Origin of the sequence: Aminicella lysinilytica (assembly GCF_004362975.1) — a bacterium.
Classification (GTDB): domain Bacteria; phylum Bacillota; class Clostridia; order Peptostreptococcales; family Anaerovoracaceae; genus Aminicella; species Aminicella lysinilytica.
Genome location: NZ_SNXO01000035.1, coordinates 1 through 24,268 on the forward strand (window position 1 = coordinate 1; position 24,268 = coordinate 24,268).

General features: G+C 47.3%; 18 protein-coding genes. 15 read left to right on the forward strand and 3 right to left on the reverse strand.

Features of this window, described 5'->3' with window-relative positions; translation table 11 throughout:
• Positions 1–173: 173 nt before the first annotated feature.
• From EV211_RS08630 to EV211_RS08650, 5 genes are all read left to right on the forward strand, one after another.
• On the forward strand, positions 174–626 hold the full coding sequence (locus EV211_RS08630; RefSeq protein WP_133529033.1) for a PaaI family thioesterase: 453 nt from the start codon (positions 174–176) through the stop codon (positions 624–626).
• 189 nt (positions 627–815) lie between these two features.
• Entirely contained in the window at positions 816–1,646 is an 831-nt protein-coding gene (locus EV211_RS08635; protein ID WP_133529034.1) for a hypothetical protein, read from the forward strand.
• Positions 1,647–1,676: 30 nt separating this feature from the next.
• Positions 1,677–2,351: a hypothetical protein gene (locus EV211_RS08640; RefSeq protein ID WP_133529035.1), complete on the forward strand. Its 675-nt coding sequence runs from the start codon at positions 1,677–1,679 to the stop codon at positions 2,349–2,351.
• Positions 2,352–3,971 carry a GH3 family domain-containing protein gene (locus tag EV211_RS08645; RefSeq protein WP_133529036.1) on the forward strand — a complete coding sequence of 540 codons (1,620 nt, stop codon included), beginning with the start codon at positions 2,352–2,354 and terminating at the stop codon, positions 3,969–3,971.
• A 183-nt stretch (positions 3,972–4,154) separates the two neighbouring features.
• Positions 4,155–6,539 (forward strand): HD domain-containing phosphohydrolase, encoded by a 2,385-nt coding sequence (locus EV211_RS08650; RefSeq protein WP_166635418.1) that lies wholly within the window; start codon positions 4,155–4,157, stop codon positions 6,537–6,539.
• A 236-nt stretch (positions 6,540–6,775) separates the two neighbouring features.
• Here EV211_RS08650 and EV211_RS08655 read toward each other — a convergent pair whose 3' ends face one another.
• Positions 6,776–8,713, reverse strand: a complete 1,938-nt coding sequence (locus tag EV211_RS08655; RefSeq protein WP_133529038.1) for a YhgE/Pip domain-containing protein — start codon at positions 8,711–8,713, stop codon at positions 6,776–6,778.
• Between the two features lie 161 nt (positions 8,714–8,874).
• Between EV211_RS08655 and EV211_RS08660 the strand changes: the two genes are divergently transcribed.
• The 7 genes from EV211_RS08660 (at position 8,875) to EV211_RS11085 (ending at position 17,494) form a co-directional block, all read left to right on the forward strand.
• Positions 8,875–9,453, forward strand: coding sequence for a TetR/AcrR family transcriptional regulator (locus EV211_RS08660; RefSeq protein WP_133529039.1), 579 nt, complete (start codon positions 8,875–8,877; stop codon positions 9,451–9,453).
• Between the two features lie 3 nt (positions 9,454–9,456).
• Positions 9,457–10,455, forward strand: coding sequence for an ABC transporter ATP-binding protein (locus tag EV211_RS08665; protein WP_133529040.1), 999 nt, complete (start codon positions 9,457–9,459; stop codon positions 10,453–10,455).
• Positions 10,452–11,237 (forward strand): ABC transporter permease subunit, encoded by a 786-nt coding sequence (locus EV211_RS08670; protein WP_133529041.1) that lies wholly within the window; start codon positions 10,452–10,454, stop codon positions 11,235–11,237. Before EV211_RS08665 ends, EV211_RS08670 begins: the two co-directional genes overlap by 4 nt.
• 785 nt (positions 11,238–12,022) lie before the next feature.
• Positions 12,023–12,925, forward strand: coding sequence for a precorrin-6B methylase (locus tag EV211_RS08675; RefSeq protein ID WP_133529042.1), 903 nt, complete (start codon positions 12,023–12,025; stop codon positions 12,923–12,925).
• 71 nt (positions 12,926–12,996) lie between these two features.
• Positions 12,997–16,626: an SNF2 helicase associated domain-containing protein gene (locus EV211_RS08680; protein WP_207668008.1), complete on the forward strand. Its 3,630-nt coding sequence runs from the start codon at positions 12,997–12,999 to the stop codon at positions 16,624–16,626.
• Positions 16,627–16,631: 5 nt separating this feature from the next.
• Positions 16,632–17,216, forward strand: a complete 585-nt coding sequence (locus tag EV211_RS08685; RefSeq protein ID WP_330564655.1) for a cation:proton antiporter domain-containing protein — start codon at positions 16,632–16,634, stop codon at positions 17,214–17,216.
• A 56-nt stretch (positions 17,217–17,272) separates the two neighbouring features.
• Entirely contained in the window at positions 17,273–17,494 is a 222-nt protein-coding gene (locus tag EV211_RS11085) for a hypothetical protein (protein ID WP_330564656.1), read from the forward strand.
• Between the two features lie 6 nt (positions 17,495–17,500).
• Here EV211_RS11085 and EV211_RS08690 read toward each other — a convergent pair whose 3' ends face one another.
• Entirely contained in the window at positions 17,501–18,973 is a 1,473-nt protein-coding gene (locus tag EV211_RS08690; protein WP_133529044.1) for a hybrid sensor histidine kinase/response regulator, read from the reverse strand.
• A 402-nt stretch (positions 18,974–19,375) separates the two neighbouring features.
• Between EV211_RS08690 and EV211_RS08695 the strand changes: the two genes are divergently transcribed.
• From EV211_RS08695 to EV211_RS08705, 3 genes are read left to right on the forward strand one after another with little or no spacing between them, the layout of a single operon-like run.
• A complete protein-coding gene (locus EV211_RS08695; RefSeq protein WP_133529045.1) occupies positions 19,376–20,689 on the forward strand; it encodes a GNAT family N-acetyltransferase in 1,314 nt (437 codons plus the stop codon).
• Between the two features lie 21 nt (positions 20,690–20,710).
• Entirely contained in the window at positions 20,711–21,961 is a 1,251-nt protein-coding gene (locus EV211_RS08700; RefSeq protein ID WP_133529046.1) for a hypothetical protein, read from the forward strand.
• Positions 21,954–22,943, forward strand: a complete 990-nt coding sequence (locus EV211_RS08705; protein WP_166635419.1) for a LicD family protein — start codon at positions 21,954–21,956, stop codon at positions 22,941–22,943. The genes EV211_RS08700 and EV211_RS08705 overlap by 8 nt, the downstream gene beginning before the upstream one ends.
• 23 nt (positions 22,944–22,966) lie before the next feature.
• Here the strand turns inward: EV211_RS08705 and EV211_RS08710 are convergent, their stop codons facing one another.
• The gene (locus tag EV211_RS08710; protein ID WP_133529048.1) at positions 22,967–24,175 is read right to left on the reverse strand and encodes a hypothetical protein; all 1,209 of its coding nucleotides are present in this window, start codon (positions 24,173–24,175) and stop codon (positions 22,967–22,969) included.
• Between the last annotated feature and the right edge of the window lie 93 nt (positions 24,176–24,268).

Here is a 24,268-nt window from a genome sequence, read left to right on the forward strand (position 1 = left end):
GTTGTTTAGATTATTATATGAATTGAACCGCCGTATGCCGAACGGCATGTACGGTGGTGTGAGAGGGGCTACTTGCTAGCCCCTACTCGATTTGCATGGAAACGACATAGATAGTATAATTGTACAGCTGATAAGTAAGCGCAATACTTGAAAGAGAGATAGGAGAATAGAAATTGAATAAGGCAGAATTGATCAATAATATTGAGGAAGTAATAAAGCAGCAGCAGAGCCAGCCTGACAGGCTGAATGGAATGCTGGGACTTATACTGCTGGACTGCAGCGCCGAGGACAAATGGATAGAGTTTGGATTCGAGGCTAAGGAGTGGTGCCTCAATCCTTACGATGGAGTCCACGGAGGTATAATATGCAGTATCATGGACACGGCCATGGGTATGGGAGCAGTGGCTCTGACCCAGCATTTCGTGTCAACTACGGAGATAATGGTAAGTTATCTGAGGCCTATGAAGGGCAGCAAATTCAGGATAAGAGTCGAATACACTCACATGGGGAAACGGCTCATACGCTGTAATTGCAAGGTGCTAGACTCTTCTGATGATAGCATCTGCGCTACGGCAATGGGCTCATTCGTCATTACAGAATCACGAGCCAAGGGTCTGAGAGTATAGCAGAAAAAATTCACATTTCCTTCACAAAAGCCCTGACCCTCACTATAATGGGGGTACAGGGATTTTTTTTGAAATCGGTCGGTTACCTATAGATTAAATCCTTAATATTTCTTCAGAATTCAGAGAATATGTGCTATAATGGGCAAAGTTATTAAGAAATCTTAATAACTTGAAGACACGGAGATGAACATGAAGAAATTAACTACTTTAATTATAACAGTTGCCCTAGTGGCAGTAATGATGCCTCTGGGAATGGAAAACTCATACGCAATGAGCGAGGGAACTTATTCAGGAAGAGCAGTAACGAGCAATCCTGTAGTTGCTACTCAGATCAATAAGATCGAGAAGAAATATCCTAATCACAGATATTATAGTGGCGGCGGACAGTGCTGGGGATATGCCGAGAAGGTAAGCACCACACTTTCTACAAGGAAGAGCGCCAGTTACTACAGTTATCTGAGATTCAACACCAGTAATTTTCTGAAGAAGTGTGAGGGCGTCAAGGCCGGAACACATCTTCGCCTTTCAAGGTCTGGTAAATTCAGCGGCTATTACGGACATTCAGTTGTACTGCTGAGCGTGACCAAGAGCAAGGTGTACTGGGCAGACAACAACTATTACGCAAGCAATAAGGTATGCTACTATCAGGGAACGCCGAGCCAGTTCGTTAAATTCTATGTCAGCAATAGCGGATATAAATATATTAACATGGTCAAGAAAGCCAACAAGTATAAGGCTTGCAAGATCATCAAGGTGAAATCCGTTGCAGATCCAGACAAGGCTGCTATAGAGCTGAAATGGAGCAAGTTCAACGGTACCAAGGCATATCGCGTATATCGCAGCTACAGTGCTAACGGAAAGTATACGAGAATTGCAACAACGAAGAGTACTGCTTTCACAGATACCAGCGTATCCAAGAATAGCAAGGCTTATTACAAGGTCACAGCTGTCAAGAGCAGTGGCGATGTATACAGTAATACAGCCTCAAGTCAGGTGACTGCTGACACCTCAGCACAGTAAATATGACCTGCAGATGATACTATACGCCGGATGGAACAAACCATCCGGCTGTTTTTAGTTTTCAGGACAAAAAATATGAGTTGCCAAAAAAAGGTAATAATGGTACAATTATTACATAGTGTGTGCAAGGGAGTTGGGCTGGAGGTTGTTATGGCAACATTGTATGTGCTTGGAGCGATGTCTTTCTTGCTATTTGTATTGTACGATATAAATCAAATCAAAGACAACAGAAGGGGACTGAGGATTCTATTCCCTTCAGGTTTGTTATTGCTTTTGGTTGTATCAATAATTATAGGCGCCAGAGCGCCGGTCACGTTTAGGTATGGCATTTATTTGTCGATGGAATTCTTAGTTTTAGCAGTGGCCTTTTTTGTTTTGCTTATATACACGCTTTTTTTTGCAGTACCCTTTGACGCAGCCTATGTGCAGGGGTCCAAACAAAAGCTTGCCACCGGTGGGGTGTACGGCATATGCAGACACCCGGGCGTTTTGTTCCTGGCCGGAACCTATATATTCCTTGCCCTTGCCTTGGGAGAGAAGGCACTTCTCCTTGCAGGAATCGAGTTTACAGTATGCAATATAATCTATGTGATCATTCAGGATCGCTGGATATTTCCTATAGTTTTCGATGGTTATGATGAGTATAAGAACAGTACTCATTTCTTGTTGCCATTAGGGCATAAACGCAGTTGCCGGGAGGAATGAATGAGATACGGTGAGAAACTGACACAACAGCATAATGTAGACTTGTGGGGCGAGTACTGCGGATTCATTGACTTGGACTATAAGGAGTTCAAGAAGATACAGGAAAGGCTCATGTTGGAGCAGATCAGGAAATGGTCTGACAGTGGTCTCGGCCAGCGTATCCTGAAGGGTAAGCATCCTCGGACCATAGAAGATTTCAGAAACATGGTGCCCCTTACCAAATATGAAGACTACGCAGATGTACTGCTTAACAAGCGGGTGGATATGCTTCCTGAGGAACCGGTCATATGGCTTGAGACTACCTGGGAAGGCGGACTGCATCCAATTAAGACTGCGCCGTACACGGACGGAATGCTTGAGGCATTTGACCACAACATGCTTTCCATAATGACCCTGGCTTCATCGAAGGAAAGAAACCAGGCGACACTTAGGAATAAGGATCGTGTACTCTTCGGACTGGCGCCGTTGCCCTATGTGACGGGCCTCTTCCCACTGGTGCTCGATAAGGAAATAGATTTCCACTTCCTTCCGCCTGTGAAGAAGGCCAATTCCATGAGTTTCTCAGGAAGAAACAAGGAAGGCTTCAAGATGGGCATATTCGGAGGAATCGACGGGTTCTTCGGAATGACCAGTATCATAGCCTATATGACGGAAAGCTTCAGCGAATCGGCCAGCGGCGGTTCGTCAGGAAAATCGAAAAAGTCGACCAAAGATAAGAAGTACAGCATGAAGCCGAAGATGATTGCCAGGTATCTGAAAGCAAAGGGCATCTGCGAGAGGGAAGGCCGCCCGATGCTGCCTAAGGATATTTTCAAACTGAAAGCCCTGGTGTGCGCCGGCACAGATACAGGTTGCTATAAGGAGAAGATCGAGGAAGCCTGGGATATTAAGATCCAGGAGATATTCGCCGGTACTGAGATGTCGCTGCTATGCACGGAGACGCCAAGCCACAGAGGAATGGTATTCTTCCCGGACAGCTGCTTCCCGGAATTCATTCCGGAGGAGGAGTCCGTTAAATGCCAGTGCGATCCGAAATATCAGCCAAGTACTCTGCTATTAGATGAACTTGAAGACGGCAAGAACTACGAGCTTGTGATAACCAGCCTTAAGGGCGGAGCCTTCGCAAGATATCGTGTGGGAGATATGTTCAGATGTGTCAGCAGAGCCGGGGATTCGTCTACATCACTGCCTCTTGTGACATTCACCGACAGAATCAGAGATGTCATAGATATAGCGGGATTTACACGGATAACAGGAAACTCTATTTCGGATGTCATATCATTATCGAGACTTCCAATAGATCACTGGGTAGCCAAGAAGGAATACTACAGGGATAAGAAGCCGTATATGCATCTGTATATAGAAATAAAGCCCGATGCCGTAGACACGTCGGCCTTGAGCGTTCAGGTGCTGAGGGAACATCTGAAAGTATACTTTAAGTTTTTAGACACGGATTATGATGACCTGGAGAAAATCCTCGGCGTCGATCCTTTGAAAATAACAGTTCTGAAATGTGGTGCATTCAATAAATATATGGAGAAGAACGGTAAGCAGATCCCGCGCATGAATCCGACTGCGCACGAGATCAATATGCTTATTACAGGAAATGTTATGATGTAGGACAGCGAAGGGAGCGTAAATATGTCGTCAACTGCCGTTCCATATATATGGGTACCTATATTGGCCGTATTCTTTTACTCGTTTTTATTGATAGCGTTCTGTTCAGCCAAGAAGAGCAAACTTATCTATTCCTTTATGTGGTATATGTTTGTGTCTCTCCTTTGGACAGGCGGCTCCATGCTTATGAGGATGCAATTCTCACCGGGATATGCATTCTGGTATCAGGTGTCAATAATTGCGGTATTTGCCATACCATACGCCTTCTATAATTTCGTATACTGTTATCTCCACGGAAACAACCGTATAGAGCATATTTCTATGGAGTTGTTTACCCTGGTCATAATGATCCTTACATATTTCCAGGTATTCCTGCCGATACCTGTCATGCATGTGGCTGCAAGTGGCAGGACTACATTCGTATATCACGCCGGATGGCAGTTGATTTTCCCAACGATTATGGCTGTGCTGCTGGTTGGCTTGAGCCTGAAGAGGGTAGCCAACGCTGTCAGAGTCAAACATCAGATGGTTTCTGAAGTTTACCTGCCGTTACTGGGCGCTGCCTTCCTTATCGTAGGCAACATCATGTCCGTATTGCCTGGAATCCATTTCCCATTTGACACTTTCTCAGGGATAATCAACGCTTTCCTGGTATTCTTTACCCTTACGAGAAAAAGAGCATTCAAGCTGAATCTACTGGTATCGCCTTCGGTGGTCCTCTACTGTACTCTCATAGTGGGGGCAGTGCTGGGCGCTAACTTTATCGGCGATGGTATCAAATTGATCCAGGGCTACACTGATTCAATAACTGCAGTAATTGTGATCATGTCAGTCGCTCTGACCATTTTCGTGCTTATTGTGGGCTTGCTGGCCTATAAAGCAATCAGCCGCATATCTCTTCGCCGTGAGCAGGTGGTACAGGACCGGGTGAAAAACTTCAGCCTTGCTACGTCGAAGACTCTGAACGTCCATGAAATAATGGGCGACATTTCCGACGTCCTTTGCGAGGGCCTGGGCGTGTCACACCTGATGATATTCATGCTTGACAGGAACAAAGGAAAGTATGTTTTGTCCCACACGGTAAACCCATTGGATAATAAAAACATCGAGATCGATCGCGATGTGCCATATATAGAATATATCAAGGACAGCGATACCTGTCTGCTACTGAGTGAATTCAAGCGTTCCACCACATACAGATCAATGTGGGAAAGTGAGAAGAGGATGCTGGCGGACTGTGATGTAGCCTGCATCACGCCAATTAGAAACAATAAAGATCTGACGGGCATTCTGCTCATCGGGAATAAGAATAATAAGGCTCCTTATTCATATGACGACATAGTATTCCTGGAATCCATCCAGTCTATCGGCAGCATAGCTCTCAATAACGCTATGCTATTTGAAGATACCAAACGCAGAGCCGATATGGACGATCTGACAGGCATGCTCAACAGAAACGCATTCCTGAAGAGGGTCGAGGACGCCATCGACGCTAAGGAAAATGACCAGCTTTCGCTGATAATGATCAGTATAGACGATTTCCGCCTTTACAATGAGCTCTACGGTTCCCAGGAGGGCGATAAAGCCCTGCAGTATATTGCGTCTATGATAATGAATACTGTGACCAGGAACGACATCGCCGGCAGATATAGCGGCAAAGAATTCTGCATATGCCTGCCCGGCAAAAACCAGATGCAGGCTTTGCGCACTACGGAAAACATTAAGGAACAACTTAACCGTAATGAGATGGGCAACGGCGGCATCAAAATGAAAAAGCTTACTTTTTGCGCGGGCATCTGCTCGATCCCTTACGGCGCGTCAAACCTGAAGGAACTTATGACCAACGCGACCATGCAGGTCTTCAGCGGTAAGCACACGGGCAAGGACAAAATAATCACTTATCAGTCTGATGGTGTCTCGGGTAAGTATGGCGCTGCAGATGGAGATGGCCAGCAGGGTCAGATCGTTTTCCGCGGTTACGAAGGCGCGGCTTCAACGATCTACGCGCTGACTGCAGCTATAGATGCCAAGGATCATTATACCTTCAATCACAGCAGCAATGTGGCTGAGTATGCCTCGGAGCTGGCTAAAGAGGCCGGCCTCAGCGATGAGCATATACGCATAATCCATGAAGCGGGTCTGCTCCACGATGTGGGCAAGATCGCTATCCCTGAGTCGATCCTCAGTAAACCGGGTCGTCTGGAAACTGATGAATATGAGATAATGAAGACGCACGTAGAGCATTCTATAGAAATAATCCGCTACCTGCCGGATCTGGATTATCTGATCCCGGCAGTAGTCGGACATCATGAACGCTGGGACGGCACGGGCTATCCTAACGGCATAGAGGGGGACAATATCCCAATGGGCGCCCGCTGCCTGGCAGTGGCTGACGCCTTCGATGCTATGACTTCCAAGCGCTCATATAAGGAGGCTTTCTCTGTGGAGTTTGCGGCCAAGGAAATCAGCAACCAGGCTGGCAAGCAGTTTGATCCGCAGCTGACCTGCCTCTTCGTGAAGATGATAGAGGATGGACAGATAAGGCCGCGGCTGCGGGACGCAGTAGGTTAGCTCGCTGCCCTTCCGCTTCGCTTGTCCTCGTGCGGCGGCAACCATATAGTCTCACTCACGAAGAATAGAATATTTCGCGAACTCGGCGAAATAACCACAGTTTCCTGCGGAAACTGTAAAAGGAGAATCCCTCGGTGTAATCATACAAGTACGATTACACTTTCGGTCATCTCCTTTTTTATTATTTCGCCTCAAACAGCGCGACACATTTGTCTATTCTTCATGTTCGCCTGCGACTATGCCGCCGCTGCCGCTTCCGCAGGTGCAGATTTGGCTTTGCGGTAGCATACCAGTGAGATGAGGCAGCTAACTCCAATGAATATGACTGCTGCGTAGAGATCAGGCGCTAGGCCGGACCAGCTTCCGGAGAGTATGGATTCTCTGAGACCGTCTATGGAATAAGTCATAGGAAGCCATTTGTTCAGGGCACAGAGCCAGCCGGGAAGCAGATCTTTGGCCATAATGCCGCCGCCTGCCGCTATCTGGAAGAAGAACAGCAGGATAGCCAGTAGTTTGCTGGCCAGCGGTCCGAAGACTATGTGCAGCATATGTATCACGGCTAGGAATGTCAGAGCTGCGATGCAGTACCAGAGTAGGAACATGCCGGTATTTACCGGCGACAGACCGACTATGAACAAGGCACAGGTGCCGGTCAGCAGGGCCGAAATCACGGCGAAGGGCGCCATGGCCAGGTAACCGCCGATGACAGTCGAGAAGCGGCCATATAGTACGGCTCCGCGCGGGCGGTAGTCTATCGGCAGGAAGATCAGTATCATACCGATCCACAGGCAGATAGATAAGAAGAAAGGTGCCAGGCCTTTGCCGTACTCATCATAGTCGCCGTAAATATCATCGCTGGTGGATACCGGTTCGGATATGAAATCGGCCATGTCGGTGCTGGAATTTATCAGCCTGTCGTTGATATTGCCGGAAGCCGTGTTCAGTGAGGACTCGAGTTTGGTCGATCCGCTGACCAGCTTGGACATACCGGTGGACATGGAATTGGCGCCGGAGACAAGGTTAGATGTACCGGAAGCCAGTTTCTCCGTACCGCTTACCAGAGAGTCCACGCCGGATGACAATCTGGCGACGCCGCTACTCAGGGAAGTCGCTCCCTTGGACAACTGAGATGCACCGGAGACCAGTTTCTGTGCACCGGTAATGGTCGTGGCAAAGCCGCTGTCGATAGAGGATTTCATCTTGACGTAGCCTGTGTTCATAGCTGCTGCGTTATTGGCAAGGCCCGCAAGCTGCTGTTTCTGGGCCTGGGACAAAGAATCCCAGGCAGGGCTTTTGCTGAGTGTGTTATATAGCTGCGTCACGGCCGTGACGTACTTGTCGACATTTCCTTTATATTGAGCAAGGCGCGCGTCGGTGCCGGACTGCATTGACTTCAGTCCGTTCGTAAGGTTCGTGGCTCCGCCGGACAGGTTGTCGCTGCCGGTCTTTATCTGTGCTGCCCCTTTTGAAAGTCTGGTAACATTAGACTGGAGTTTGCCTGCGCCGCTGGACAGCAGAGTTACTTTGCTCTGGAGGGTATCAGCCCCTGACACCAGCTTAGCGGATCCTGATTGGGCGTTCCTGGCCCCCTTGACCAGAGACGCGCTACCACTTGCGGCCTTGCTCAGACCGGATTTTATATTGAACATGCTATCATATGTGCTCTTGGAGTATTGTTTGGTAATAGCCTTGGAAACACTGTTAACAAAGCCGTTTTTGATATTGGCTGAGAGCATGTTCATAGCAAAATTTTTCCTGGCATTTTTAACAAAGGTTATCCTGGCTTTCGTCGGAGTGCTCTGGCTTGCGGACAAAGCCTCCTCGGTGAAATTTTCCGGAATTACGAAGCCGAAGTAATAGTCGGTGTTTTCGATGCCGTCTTCAAATACATTTTTCTTGATGATTTTCCACTTGACGCTGTCGTTGTCTGTGACGTTTTCCGCGATCTTATCGCCGAAATTCACTGAGTCACCGTCTGCAGTAGTACCGCCTTTATCCAGGTTGACAACTACCACCGGCACATCCTTCATAGCGTCGACAGGCGCCCAGAATGCGTAGACGATCAGCAGACCGAAGAAGCATGTGATTATCATGATACCAAGGATCATGCCACGCTTCTTTTTGTTGCTGGCGACGCTTCCCATAACGTCTTTCATTACTTCAATAACACCCATTAAACTGAGCCTCCTTTAATTAACAAGTGTTGATTATTCCTACAATTAGTATTATAATAGTCACATGTCGTATTACAATAAACAATGTATTTCGAAGTGAATGGTAAACGACAGAATCGTGAATAACGTATAATAAAATTGATTTATTTTGGAGGTATAACATGCGCAACAGAACTGAGGATAGGAGGGTTCGTAGAACTGAAGATGGCATAGAGAATGCATTTATAAAACTGCTGAAGGAAAAGCCAATACAGAAGATAACAGTTAAAGAATTGACTGATATGGCCGACGTAAACAGGGCTACTTTTTACACTCACTATACGGATGTTTACGATCTCCTCCGGAAGATGGAAGCGGATTATATGAAGGAATTCAAGGAGGTGAATTCCAGACACGATGTGGAAGAACTGACTATGGATCCCACAGTGAGGGCCATTGACCTCTTCGAGTATGTCGGACAGGATCCGGAATTCGCCCTGGCGTTGCTGGGGCCCAACGGCGATATATCTTTTATAGACGCCATTAGAAATGAACTCAGGGCCAGGATGATGGACATCTGCATAGCGGCCTTTGGAGCCGGCGGGGAAGAAATCTATAAGAAATTCTTCGACTATCACATGTTTGGCTGTATAGGCCTGGTAAGAAGCTGGATGGAGGACGGAATGAAGGAAAGCCCGGAGCATATGGGAAAGCTGGTGAAGAGCATAATCTGGGATGGCATTGATGTAGTGAGGAGGTAGTTAATGTACGCTATACACACTGAACAACTGACCAAATATTACGGCAAGGCCCGGGGCATAATCGATCTGGATCTGGCTGTTGAAGAGGGCGAATTTTTCGGTTTTATCGGTCCCAACGGCGCCGGCAAAAGCACGACTATCAGGACTTTGCTGGGGCTCATTGGCCCAACAAAGGGAACTGCGCAGGTTTTCGGCCGTGACATAGTCTCGGAGAAGACGGCAATTCTGGCGGATGCTGGCTATCTGCCTTCTGAGGCAACTTTCTATGGGGGAATGAAAGTCAGGGACATACTGAAATTGTCTGCGAACCTTCGGAAAACCGACTGCAGAGCTGAGTCCGCTTCTCTTTGCGACAGGCTTCAGCTGGACACGTCGAGAAAAGTCGACGAGCTATCCTTCGGCAACAGAAAAAAGGTCGGCATAGTCTGCGCTCTGCAGCACATGCCGAGGCTTTTGATATTGGACGAGCCAACCAGCGGACTAGATCCTCTAATGCAGAGGGAGTTTTTCAAAATCCTGCGGGAGAGAAACCATCAAGGCACTACGGTGTTTCTATCATCTCATGTTTTATCTGAGATACAAAGGAACTGCCAGCGGGCGGCGATAATCCGCGATGGCAGGCTGGTAGCCTGCGATAGTGTAGATGCCCTGGCCAAGACCAACGCCAGGAGAGTCACCGTCAGAGGAGATTTTGTCGCAAAAGAACGGCCGGGCTCAGGGCAGGCCTTCGACACAGCAGGCCTTTCCACCTCGGGGCAGGCCTTCGACATAGCAGGCCTTTCCACCTCAGGGCAGGCCTTCGATACAGCAGGCCTTTCGGGGGTCCGCGACCTGCAGATATCGGAAGATGGCGTCAGCTTCCTCTACAGCGGCGACATAAATCAGCTGACAGCCAGGCTGGCAAAGTGCCGCATCGACGACATACTTGTGGCTGAGCCGGATCTGGAAGAAATATTTCTACATTACTATGCTGACGATAATGAAGGAGGCGAACCACGATGACTATTATGATACATGAACTGAGGCAGGGCTTCAAAGGCCTGCTGATCTGGACTTTGTCTATTGGATTTCTACTGGTCATCTGCGTTCTGATGTTTCCGGATATGAAGGATCAGATGGGCGATGTGAGCAATATGTTTGCTTCTATGGGTTCGTTTACCGAGGCCTTCAGCATGGATAGGCTGAATTTCGGGACGCTGACGGGTTTCTATGCTGTGGAATGCGGCAACATATTGGGCCTGGGCGGCGCGTTCTTCGCGGCATTTTCTGCCAGTGTTATTCTCGCAAAGGAAGAGAAGGAGCATACTGCGGAATTTCTGCTGACTCATCCGGTCAGTCGCGGCCGTGTTATAGCTGAAAAGCTCATGGCAGTGCTGCTGCAGATCCTGATCATGAATCTGGCGCTGTGGCTCATGTCCGTAGGCTCTATTGCGGCAATCGGCGAAACGATACCGTGGAAGGACATAAACCTGATCCATCTGTCGTTCCTGATACTTCAGGTGGAACTGGCCTGCGTTTGCTTCGGGATCTCGGCTTTTCTGCGCCGCGGGGGCGTGGGCCTGGGCCTTGGCATCGCCGGAATCATGTACTTCCTGAATATTATCAAAAATATTTCTGACAGTGCGGATTTCCTTAAGTATGTGACGCCATTTGGCTATACGGAAGGTGCGGACATTATATCAAATGGCTCATTGGACATGAGGCTGATTGCGGTTGGAATGGTTTACGCAGTCATCGGGGTGGTTGTGGCATTCGTCAAATACAGCCGCAAAGATATCAAGTAAGTTCTTGCTTTGGGGTGTTTGTATTTTTGGTGCAAATTCTTACTTTGTGTGTTTGCAAGGGTTACAGCCATTCGGGGATAGGGGTGTCAGTAATAATTTAAGGGCATCCAAAGGGCCCTTTGTGTGACTTGGGTATCGTTCCACCGATGGAACAATAGATACATAATTTTAGGAATAGTTAATAAGATGTTACAATCACACGTAAACCAGTAATTGCAACGATACTAGCAAGATTTATCAATTAAATCTCCGATATTTTATGCAAGTTACAGCAACGAAAATATGCTTCGACAACATTTCCGTTGCCGGAAATCCGGTTTAGGTAGGTATAGAAGTGTTGAGGAATCTCACAACTTGCTTATGATAGTTAAAATGCGAATCAGCTACAGATAGCTGTGCACGTGATATTTCAACGGTTTCGATATATGAAGAACAGTTTATATAGCGTCAGGAGCACTGCTGGTCGTGTCGAATGGTTAATTAGATTATACATTTTTGCATGCATAATCGTACCATCGATGGAACAATACCTATAGGCTTCAAAGAGGCATATGGGGGCAGCTTGTTTTGCCGAGGGTGACAATTCAAGTCTGGCGAGGGTGACAATTCAAGTCTGGCGATGGGTGACAATTCAAGTCTGGCGATGGGTGACAATTCAAGTCTTGCGATGGGTGACAATTTGCGATAGTTTAACGGGAACTTATAGCAAGAAAATGTAGATATGCCCGCCCAATCAGTGTATAATTGTAGCATATATACAGAACCGATCGGAAAGGTGGCAAACTATGAAAAAAGAGCAATTTACTAACGAAAAGATTTTATCATGGATGCAGTACTATGCAGACAGAACTCCCATCGATCTTGAGCAGATCAAGATGATGGATGTAACCAAGAAGAATAAGAATCTGATTCCTACGGTGGAATCTCATAAGGCAGTTCTTGCCTTTATGGAAGCCGGAGATCAGAACATTTTCTATAATATGTGGAATGCAGGCCTTGGCGACTGCCAGGTCTGGTACAACGAGGGTTCCGTGCCTGAAGGCGATGTAAAGCACGACAAGGTCAGCGACATGATCAACCGTGGAATCAACGCTTCGGCGGCCATGCTTGTGGTCAATGAGAATTCCAGGAACACTATCAAGATCGGTCTGGATAATCCTTACTTCCGTATCAATGCAAGCGGCATAGGAAGTGAAGTCAGGACAGTTATCCTTAATAAAATGGATATCGACAGAGAAGATACTGTCTGCGTCGTAGGCAGTTCAGCTCTTTCAATAGAAGCGGCATTTCAGGCAAGCGAAGGCAAGGTCATAGCGGTAGAATACAATGGGCACGACAGAGATGCTCTGGAAGAAAGCGTGGCATATTACGACCTGCGCAATGTAGAAGTCTTCGACCATGTAGACGAAGAAATGCTGAAAGCCGAGGCATCGCCGGACGTGGCATTTCTCACAGCCTCAGCCAGCACAGAGCAGGAAGTGAAGTTTTTGCTCAGGGAAAACCCCGGCATGAACATAGTCATCTACACACTTGATTTTGTTGCGGCGGCAGCTATGCGCGGCACATTGGAAAAAGCAGGCATTAAAGAGGCAGAAGTCCTGCAGATCAGCGTTGCCAGACTTGCGGCTAACAACGCCTTCCAGGCGCAGCCTGCACCATGGATCATAACGGGCAGAAGAGAATGCTAAGCAAGCGGAAGGAATTTCAGTAACATATGGAATGGGAATATAAATTTAGAAATGTAATACTTGATCGAGGGATGGACTATTATGAAAATGGCGCCGTTCATCTGATCAGTAACGAGGGCGGTATCATCTACGCTACAGTTGCAGGGTCGGGGACGCGGCTTTACAGCGTGACACTGAAGATCCAGAATGATGAATTGATAAGCAGTTCATGCACTTGTCCCTACGCAGAGGACGGCCATATGTGTAAGCATATGGCAGCTGTTTTGTTTACCGTAGAAGACGATCTTGATATTATAGATACAGGTGGAGCAGTAGAGGAAGTCGACAGAGATGCCAGGAAGATACAAAACGGAGCAGAGAAGTTTTTTCGCCGGTTGGATATGGGATATCAGTACTATGATCTGCAGGCTATTACTGAATCCTGCGCGTTTTCACCTGAACTATGGGATCAGGGAATGGCACTGGCAGATTCAGGAAAACTCAGGCTCAGCAACATTGAAAGCCGGTTCAGACAGAGCGGCATTGGACAGAATCTGATTGTCAATGGCGCCGTAGATAATAGCAAATATAATGATGGCAATGATGTAGAACTGCGAGCTGACAGAAATGACCTGCTGGAAGCAAATTGCTGGTGTCCGGATTGCAGTAGCCGGTGGAGCGGTCATTATGGTTATGGATACAGCAGGATTATGGGATGTGAACACCTGGTTGCCCTTATAATACTTGCTGCCAGATATATGAAGGACAATCCTATAGGAGATAATACCGATGTGAGAGGCCTGATGATAATGAGGTCTTATGGGAGCGCCGCCGTAGCCAGAGCAGAAGACAGGCAGGGAAGGCTGGCCGGGGACGTTACCCTGGAACCCAGGATAGAATACAAGAAGGGCAACCTGGAACTGACATTCAGGATCGGAATCGATAAAATGTTCGTCATTAAGAATCTCTCGGAGTTCGTAAGGTTGGTAAAGGAATCGGGAATTGCAGAATACGGCTCTGGAGCTTCTGCTGTTGAAATACCTCATGGCAGAGGATGCTTCGATGACTCTGAAAGATACATCGACTACATTGAGAGATATGTGGCTGAGGAGGAGATGTTCCGGGAAAAGGCAGGGGAGAAATACAGAGCCAACATTAAAACTGATGTGGGCAAATCACTGGATCTTTTCGGCAGCAGACTTGATGAATTCTATGAACTCCTTGAGGGAAATAAAGTCGAATTTACTGACAAGGAGCGCTATTCCAAGAAGCAGGCTATCCAGCCTGTAGACGGCCGATATGAGCCAGTTATGGAGATACGCATAGATAAAGGCAGCGATGAATTTGATGGACTTACAGTGGAGTCCGATTTGTCAGGGATCTTTACCGGAACAAGGCATGCATACTATATAGGATCAGAGGGCTTCCTCAGGGAGAGCGAGGAATTTTCCAGGGATATCAGGCCGCTGCTGGAAAACGCCAGAGGCAAGATACTGAGATTTTCCATAGGCCGCAGCAAGATGTCTGATTTTTATTATACAATGTTGCCGAAACTGAAAGATACATTCGATGTTCGTGGGGAAATCGAGGATGAGATCGAGGCATTCATACCGCCGGAGGCATCCTTCGAATTCTATCTGGACGCTGAGAATGATGATGTTACCTGCAAGGCCTTGTCCATATACGGAGACAAGAAGTATCTCATTTCAGAAAGTACAGACATGGTATCCAGGGAAGATGTCAAGGAGGCATTGGTGCTTCAGACTTTAATGAACTGGTTTACGTCATATGACGAGGAGACCGGGCTCTATTACTGTGACAGTGATGAGGGGAAAATATATGATCTTCTGGAGAACGGTCTGGATCGGCTCTTGGATATAGGCGAGGTCAACACCACAGATAGATTCAAACATCTGAAAGTCAGAAGCAAGACCAAGGTGTCTATAGGCGTATCGCTGGATAACGGCCTCCTGGATCTTTCCATCGCTACTACTGATGTGGAGCCGGAAGAGCTCATGGAAATACTGTCCGGTTATAAGACCAGACGCAAGTACTATAGACTGAAAAACGGCGATTTCATCAACACTGAGGACCCTAATCTAAAGACCCTTGGAGAAATGGTTTCCGTTCTGAATATTTCCGCTGAGGATCTGAAGAAGGGATCCCTTAAGATACCTGCCTACAGAGCACTGTATCTGGATTCACTGCTGGCCGAGTCTGATGACATATACGCAGACAGAGATCGCCATTACAGAGAACTGGTGAAAAGCTTCAAGACCGTGTCGGAGTCTGACTTCGAGGAGCCTGCATCTCTGAAAAACGTCCTGCGAAACTACCAGAAGACCGGCTTCAGATGGCTGTCAACTGTAGAGGCCTACGGCCTGGGAGGCATTCTTGCCGACGATATGGGCTTGGGCAAAACAGTCCAGATGATCTCGGTCATATTATCGTACAAAGAAAAGGCTGGGGATGAGTCTCAGCCGTCGCTTATAGTGACGCCGGCGTCGCTTATATACAACTGGGAAGAAGAGTTCAGGCGTTTCGCGCCGAACCTTAAGATACTGCTGGTGGCAGGTGGTCAGGGCGAGCGGCGCAAGCTTATCGACAAGTACCGGGATTACGATGTTCTGGTAACATCATACGATCTTTTGAAGCGTGACATTGCAAAATACAAGGATAAAACTTTCCATTATCAGGTCATCGACGAGGGGCAGTTCATCAAGAACCACTCCACTGCCGCAGCCAAGTCTGTTAAGGTCATAAACAGCAGCGTGCGTTTTGCGCTGACGGGAACACCTATAGAAAACAGACTCAGCGAGCTCTGGAGCATATTCGACTACCTGATGCCAGGATTTCTGTACACATACGAACAATTCAGGAAAAACTTTGAGACGCCTATAGTCAAAAGCCGGGATGAAGAGACCATCGCCAGACTGCAGAAGATGGTGGCGCCGTTCATTTTGCGTAGGCTGAAAAAGGAAGTTCTCAGGGAACTGCCTGATAAGATAGAAAAAGTCCGCCCGGAGCAGATGGAAGGCCGGCAGAGGGAACTTTACGATGCTCAGGTCCTGCACATGAAGAAAACCCTTCAGACTCAGGATGAGGGAGATTTCAATAAGAGCAAGATACAGATTTTGTCGGAGCTGACGCGGCTGCGCCAGATCTGCTGCGATCCGTCTCTGTGTTTCGAGGATTACGACGGCCCTTCGGCCAAGAGAGAGGGCTGTATGGAACTCATAGAGAGTGCTGTCGAGGGCGAGCATAAGATGCTGCTGTTTTCACAGTTCACGTCAATGCTGGATGTCTTGAAAAAGGATCTGGATAAGGCCGGCATCAGGTATCATGTGATCACCGGCGCTACGCCTAAGGAGCAGCGGCTGCGCCTGGTCAACGAGTTCAATCACGACGATGTTCCGGTGTTCCTGATTTCTCTGAAGGCAGGCGGCACGGGGCTGAATCTCATTGGCGCGGATATAGTTATCCATTACGATCCATGGTGGAACCTGGCTGTGCAGAATCAGGCTACGGACAGAGCTCACCGCATAGGACAGACCAAGGTGGTCACGGAATATAAACTTATTGCTAAGAATACTATAGAGGAAAAGATCGTAGAACTTCAGGAAAAGAAGCGAGATCTGGCTGATCAGATAATCAGCGGCGAGGGTTCCGAGGCTTCACTTGCTTCTATGAGCAAGGATGACCTGCTGGAGTTGCTGGGATGACCGGAATGGGGATAGAGTTAATGACAATAAATATAATCAGATGGATAATTACTATAGGAGCTGCCTTCCTTATGGGCAGGCTCATTACCAAAGTCAAGATGCCGGCGATACTGGGCTGGCTCATAGCCGGGATGCTCCTGGGGCCTAATGCCCTGGGGCTCCTGCCGCAGAGGCTTATGAACACTACATTGTATAAGGTGATCATTTGCTGGGCCCAGTGTTCCTTTGGATCTATGCTCGGTACAGAAATCGTTTGGAGAAAAATCAAAAGCTACGGTAAATCGTTGGTGGTAACGACGTTGACCCAGTCTCTGGGTACTTTTGCCGTTGTATCTATGGTGTTTGCCGTTGTATTGCATATGGCTGGGATACCTGTGTATCTGGCTTTTGCATTCGGAGGCATCGCGCTTGCGACAGCACCGGCGCCGGCCTTGTCTATAGTTCAGGAATTCCATACTAAGGGCCCGGTCACAGACACACTTCTACCAATGGCAGTTCTCGACGACATCGTGGGCATCGCCGTGTTCTTCACAGTTAACTCAATCATAGCAAGGATGGTATCGGGAGGATCGGTACCTTTGTTTATATAGCTTCCCGTGCTTTCGGCAAATACTTCGGCGCGCGGACCGGCGCCAGGGCTACGCATATGCCCGTAACGGTGCAAAAATATCTTGGACTTACTTTGTTGCCACATTCAGGAGTATCTCTGGTATTTACAGGTATCATATGCGCTACATTGGCCGCGACACGGCCGGATCTGGCAGCCATAGTGAAGGGCACTATCGCCGCGGCGGCAGTGATCAACGAGATCATAGCCGTTATTGTAGCAAAGAAGGGATTCGAGCTGGCAGGTGAAATAGCTGGATAGCGATGATCAGCCGGTGACCAGTTTGCCGATTTCCTCGTATAACTGCTGTGGATTGAAAGGCTTGGCTAGATGCGCATTCATACCGGCATCCAACGAAGCCTTGATGTCCTCATCATAGGCATTTGCCGTCATGGCAATGATAGGGATCCCTTGGGCGTCTTCTCTGTCTTGCCTGCGTATTTCCCTGGTAGCTTCCAGGCCATTCATTACCGGCATCCTTATATCCATCAGTATTACATCATACTTGAAAGGCTCAGAGCGTAGGTAGGTGTCAAGGCCGATTTTGCCGTTTTCTGACCAGGTTACCCTGCAACCTGCCTTTTCCAACAGTTTGATAGCGATTTCTGCATTTAAAGGGTGATCTTCTACAAGAAGTACATGTACTCCTTCCAATTTAGGAAGGATGTTGAGTTTCTGGTTTTCTCTTTCCTTAATAAGGCGATTGACTTTTTCTTCATCGACAAGTTTGAAATCGATGTCTACGGTGAAGGTGGTGCCTTCGCCAAGTTCGCTCTCGACCTTGACGGTACCGCCCATGAGATCCAGGAGCTGCTTGGCAATAGACAGACCGAGACCGGTTCCCGCATAATTAGATGTAATTGCATTGTGTTCCTGGCAGAAAGGCTTGAAAAGCCCGTCTTCCAGGAATTCCTTACTCATGCCTATACCTGTATCAGCTATGGTGATACGATCATGGACCATAGTTGGCTTTCGCTCTATGACTTCTATAGTAATATCCACAGTTCCGCCGGAGGGTGTGAATTTGATCGCGTTAGAAATCAGGTTGACGAATATCTGCTTCATTCGTATAGGGTCCGCCTCAATATAGGCCGCCTGATCGACGCCGATGCTTCTCAGCTTGACAGTGATATTCTTTTCCTTATTAGATCGCGTGGCTAATTCAGTAATACTGCTTACCAAATCTCTGGTATGTACGATCTCAGGCTTCAATTTCATGCCGCCTGCTTCGATTTTCTGGAAATCCAGGCTGTCGTTGATGATGCTGAGAAGATACTGGCCTGCAACATGGATTTTTTCCATGTTGTTCTGCAATTGAGCTATATTGTCTTCTTCTGTGGACAGATCCGTAAGACCCAGAATAACGTTCATAGGTGTTCTGAGGTCATGGCTCATTCTGGCGAAAAAATCAGACTTGGAACGTTCTGCGCCTTTCTCTGCCATTAAAGCATCAACCAGTTCACAGTTCCTTTCCTCTATCTCGAGCTGATAAGCCAGTTCTTCGCGTGCCTGTTTATTACAGTTGCGTACCGTCATGATGGCAAAGCTCTCATTATCTTCTTCAATTGGTTTGGCCATGCGGACTTCGAAGAATTCCAGGCCATTATAAGGATTGACACGATATCTGAAAGCGTAGGTGTTTTCTTTTGCCAGCCTGTCTTTAACGTACTGACAGTCAGTCAGCCGGAGAAGCATATCTTTATCTTCATCTCTTACATATTTTTCAGTGAAATCCTTCATTGCCTGACTGAACAGATTTTCTTCAAAGTCAGGATCATGAACATCCTGATTGACTACGTTATTGCATATAAAACTGTAAATCGATCTGTATTCAGGTCGACATAATAGATTGCGTTATAGTCCTGTATCAGTGTTCCGAGCAGGTCTTGCTGCTCCTTGATGTATCCTCGTTTAAACATATTTCTGTGCCTGCTTTCTGCCCTGATGTTTCAAGTAAATTCATGAATTAATTATAATATATGGCGTGGAAATTTACAATGTAATTGTCTGTATCATATATTACAATTAATAAAAAGTTAATCAGCGGTAGCAAAATATTAAGATTAATTAATCGTAATATTTAACATTGAATTTATTTACCAATTGATATATAGTGAACTTGAAAGGAGTTGATCTTATCAAATGAATAATAATAGAATCATCAGGCCTCTTGGCCCTGAGAATATAGAAGATTACCTGACCATATATTTGGATTCATATCCGGCTTTCAAGGATATCGGCGATGAAGGTCGCGCCGCCAAGCGCAGTGTGGTTCTGTCATCCATGGAAAAGGATGAAAATATACATTTCACCGGACTTTTCGAAGACGACGAACTCATTGCAACTATGAAGATCATCGACTTCCAGATGAACATATTCGGAAAGATGAAGCCTGCTACAGGCCTCATGGCACTGGGAGTACACCCTTTGCACAAAAAGAAAGGTGCAGCCTTGGACATGGTAAAATACTTTGAAGACTATACGGTCAGGTCAGGGGCTGTTATAGCGTTGCTGCTGCCTTTCCGCATAGACTTCTATAAGAAAATGGGCTACGGATTCGAAAGCAGACTTTATGAATATCGCCTGCCGACAAGCGCCTTGCCGGAGTGCCGGGATATGGCTGATATGAGGTTCCTTAGCAGTGAAGATATGGATGAGATTCTAAGGTGCCATGCTGCCTATGTCAGAAACAACCACGGTATGATAGACAAATTCCCGGATGAGATCAGAGATATGGAAGAAGACACAGCCATAAGGCGGGTAGGATATATAGGTCATGACGGGAAGACTCTGCGTGGTTACGTAGCTTATCATTATGAGAGCAATAGCCCGGTGAATTATACACTGAACCGTATAGAGGTCAGCGAGCTTACTTATGATGCGCCTGAGACTTTGATACATCTTCTGGGATTCTTGCGTATGCAGGAGGATCAGGATCAGGAGGTGGTTCTACGCACAGGTGAGGAGGACTTCTACCATCTGCTGGAGGACCCTGCCGACGTAAGCGGGAATTATGTAGATTTCGGATGCTTGCAGACAAATATAGCAACTATCAATGTCATGCATAAGATAATAGATCCAAAGTATTTTGTCAGTGAAACAGGATATCGGCGCTTCGGGCCCGGACACGCTGTAGTGCGCTTTCGCTGTGCTGACGCATTCTCAGGAGAAGAGATATACGATATCAGATTTACTGATGACAGCAATCATAGATTCAGCAACTGGTCGGTAGCGGTAGATGACGATGATCCTGAAGTGGAAATCTGCTGTTCCAAGGGGGACATGGCCTCGCTGTTTATGGGTAGTTGCAGTCTGGCTGCCATGGTACGGCTGGGCGTTATGAAGGTATGCGATCTTTCTGAGAGAAGTCTCTCGGATAATGATACGCAACTGATCGAGAGCCTGGACAGGCGATTCCACTATATGCAGAAACCATTCAGCAACACTGATTTTTAGTAGGAGAACAGGTGAGAATAAATGAATATAGAACACGACAGACTATATGAACTGCTATGTGAATTTGACGACATATGCAGCAAAGAAAAAATCGAATATTTCCTGACGGGCGAGGCTCTGCTCTGTGCGGTCACCAAGGGTGTACTGCCGGACACGATGGGGTATGTCAACGTGATCATGGATTGCGCCAATGTGAAGAAGTTCATCAAGGCCGCTGCCGGCCGCAAGGATCGTACCCTGGATTACTGGGGCAACGACCCCGATTATCCGGATTTCTCTGTCAGATATGTCGACGAGAAATCACTCTGCATCGATGTGACAGATTATGAAAATTATAAAGCGCACGGCATGTTCGTGGCGATATCTATATTGCGCGGGAAATTCCCAACCGACGATAAATCACAGAAAATCGAGGCAATAGAAAAGGGCAGGGCACAGTATCTGACAGGCGGGTCGGAAACGACCGGAAGAGAACTGAAGCAGTACAAGCGCGCAACTATGATACTCGGCAAGGCTAAGGTCATGGACAGGCTATTCAATTACATCTGCAGAAACTGCAAGGGACCGAAATCGAAGGGCAAGGGTTACTATGGCACCTACGACATCACTTTCGCCGAAGGCAAAGGACTGACCTTGTCAGCCAGTTATTTCGCCAGGGGCGGAGCTAAGGCAAGCCTTGACGGTCGGGAATTCCCGGGGCCGCGTTTTGTTGTATCGTTTTTAAACAAAGCTTACAAAGGCCGGCTTACTCCTATGGATGACGGCTATGTCATGGAGGGCAAGGCGGCTGGCTTTGACAGACTCATTGTCAGGGCCGGCGTATCATATGCCGACTATTTTCAGAGTCTGGCAGGGGATGAAGCCGGGCTGAAAGGACTGCGGCAGCTGGCACAGGATGCCGAGAAAATCAAAGACCAGCGCAAAGGGTACCGCAAGAAGGCGGCCCACGACTGGAAGGCCGTAAGGGCAGCTGACTACAGGTATAAAATGTGGGAATTTTATACTGAGGACAGGAAGACTGAAATCAGAAAACTACATGAGGCTGGAGACTATAAAGGCCTGAGAAGGGCTTTCGGCCCATATACTGACGCCCTTGAAGAGGCGGCGGAGAGTAACATAGTATTTTCATTCGATGAGGAAATGCTTGATATTTACTATGATATGATGGCTCATTTCGGTCTGAACAAGCGTATGGACGCAATGATACAGGGTATGCCGAAAAGTCATGAAAAGAAAGTTGAGCAGGAAAGAGAAGGTGGCTGCCATGAATAGAATGCAGGAATTTTTGTTTAATGAACTGATCGTGGTAAGCGATATACTGAACGCCAGAGGAATCAAATTCTTCCTTGGCGGAGGCAGCGCTTTAGGAGCTGTGAGGAATGGCGGATTTCTGCCATGGGATGATGACATAGATCTGTACATGACCAGAGACGAGTGGATCAAGGCCAAGCCTGTATTGAAGGCTGAACTGCCTGAGCGCTACGCATTGCTGGACAATGACGATTATCCACTTTACAACAGCCCGATTTTCAGGGTGGAGGATAAGAAGACGGCCACGTTCTTCAGGTCGAGAGTGGCTGACGGTACGCCTCACGGCATTCCGGTGGATATACTTATACTTGATCCTATTCCCACCGATGAGGATGAGATCACGAAATATTATAAGGATTTCTGGCTCTATTGTGAGTGCCTGGCTACTAACTTCGTCGTGGCGAATCCTAAACTGGACGGCAGACTGCTTGATGAGTCTCTCTACGAGAAATATCAGGCGAGAATGGTCAGCGAGGGACGCGAGAAAGTATTAGCCGAGTTGTCACAGAAGCTCTTCACATATCCTGAGGATAAATGTGAGAACTACCATCTCAGGTGGGGAGTTCAGTGGCTGATATTCCCTAAGAGTGCATTCAGCGAGCAGTTGTACATAGACTTTGAAACCGCCAGAATGCCTGTCGCCGGTGATTATACCGCTATGCTCCAGGCCAATTTCGGTGACACCTGGATGATAGTGCCTGACAAGAGTCAGCAGATCACTCATCCGATCATCAGCAGTGAATTCGTATCCTATGAGGAATATGAAAGATGCTTCGAAGGTGATCTGACCCTTTACAACGATCCTAAGAAGCGCCTTGAATATAAACTATATAATATAAGGGAGTATTTTCTTCAGAACCGCATCGCCACAGCCAGAGACTACTATGACCAGAAAGCTCTGAGCCTCATAAACAGTGCCGGAGATCCAGAAATCGCTCCATGATCCGGAGCGCGTAAGAATGAATACTACTTTACCACCATACTGTGTAGTTTGAAGCAGATGACGATTTCCACCAGGCTCAGTGCCAGAGTCAGGAGCATTACCCACAGAAGCTCAGCCCGCAGCATTATCAGTGATGCTGTGATGTTGAATATAGCGGCTGCCACCTTCCGGGCCATTTCCATATATATGAGGGCCGCCTGTTGGTTGGATTTCTCCGTATTGTTCAGGATCAGATTCTGCATGTATGTCCGGAAGGGGTCGCGGATGGATAGCATAATCACGTAACCTATGGCCATGACGGTGAATTTCACCGCCGCTCCGTAAGGTAGGTAAAACCCCAGAACAAGCAGGGCTACCGACACCATAAGAAGCCAGGCCAGACCGCGCACTACGTTGCCTTTGTACCTGACATAGATGGGGCTGAAGACCATGTTAGACATGATCCTCGCCACACGGGAGACCGCAACTATGAGTGTCAGGCACGTGGCCGTCTTAGATACAGAATAGAAGGTCATCATGTCCTGCTGGATGAACAGCTTGCCGTTGCACTGTCCGCTGTCCAGGAGGGGATAGTACAGGGCGAAGGCCAGAATAGCCATCAGAACGAATTTATTTTTGTTGAGTTTTTCTTTGGAGTCATTGATGTGCTTTCTGCGGGAATTTTCCGAGAAGTCCCGCACAAAAAAGCTCATGCCCAGGCACAGGACGCAGGCGCCGATGCAAAGGTACATGGGCAGGTAGTGGTTATAATTGAATAGCCAGGCTGCCACGAAGGCTATGATGGCTGTTACGACTGAATATACTGTGCTGGCCTGATTTCTTATTCTGACGAATTCTTCATCGCCCAGGTGGAGGAGGCTCAGATTGTTTTTAAGTATGGCGCTGTCCATATTTCTGAAGGATATGGATATTTCGAATATTATTTTTCCTAAGACAATTACCAGGTATGAGGTGCCGTAGGTTATGAGAATGGCTCCGGCGAGCATCATCATGACGCCGGCTCTGACGGATCTGGTATTTCCTATTTTACTTATGATTTTCAGTATGGGCATCTGCAGGATTATGCTAGCCACCAGAGATATGGTGGTGAGAGATACGATCTGAGAGGCGGTGAGACCCTTGACCACTGTCAGCCACAGGGTATCTATAGCTACGAAAAACAGCAGGTCCGCGGAGAGTCCGCTGAACCATGGGAAAATTTTGTTACACCTCTTTATAATGTCTCTACTCATATTAACATCTTACGATTGAAACCCCCTTTTGTCAAATGATTGGCTGCTATTAAAAAATCCGTTGAAGTAATTTGTTCTCCATGTTAAAATCAA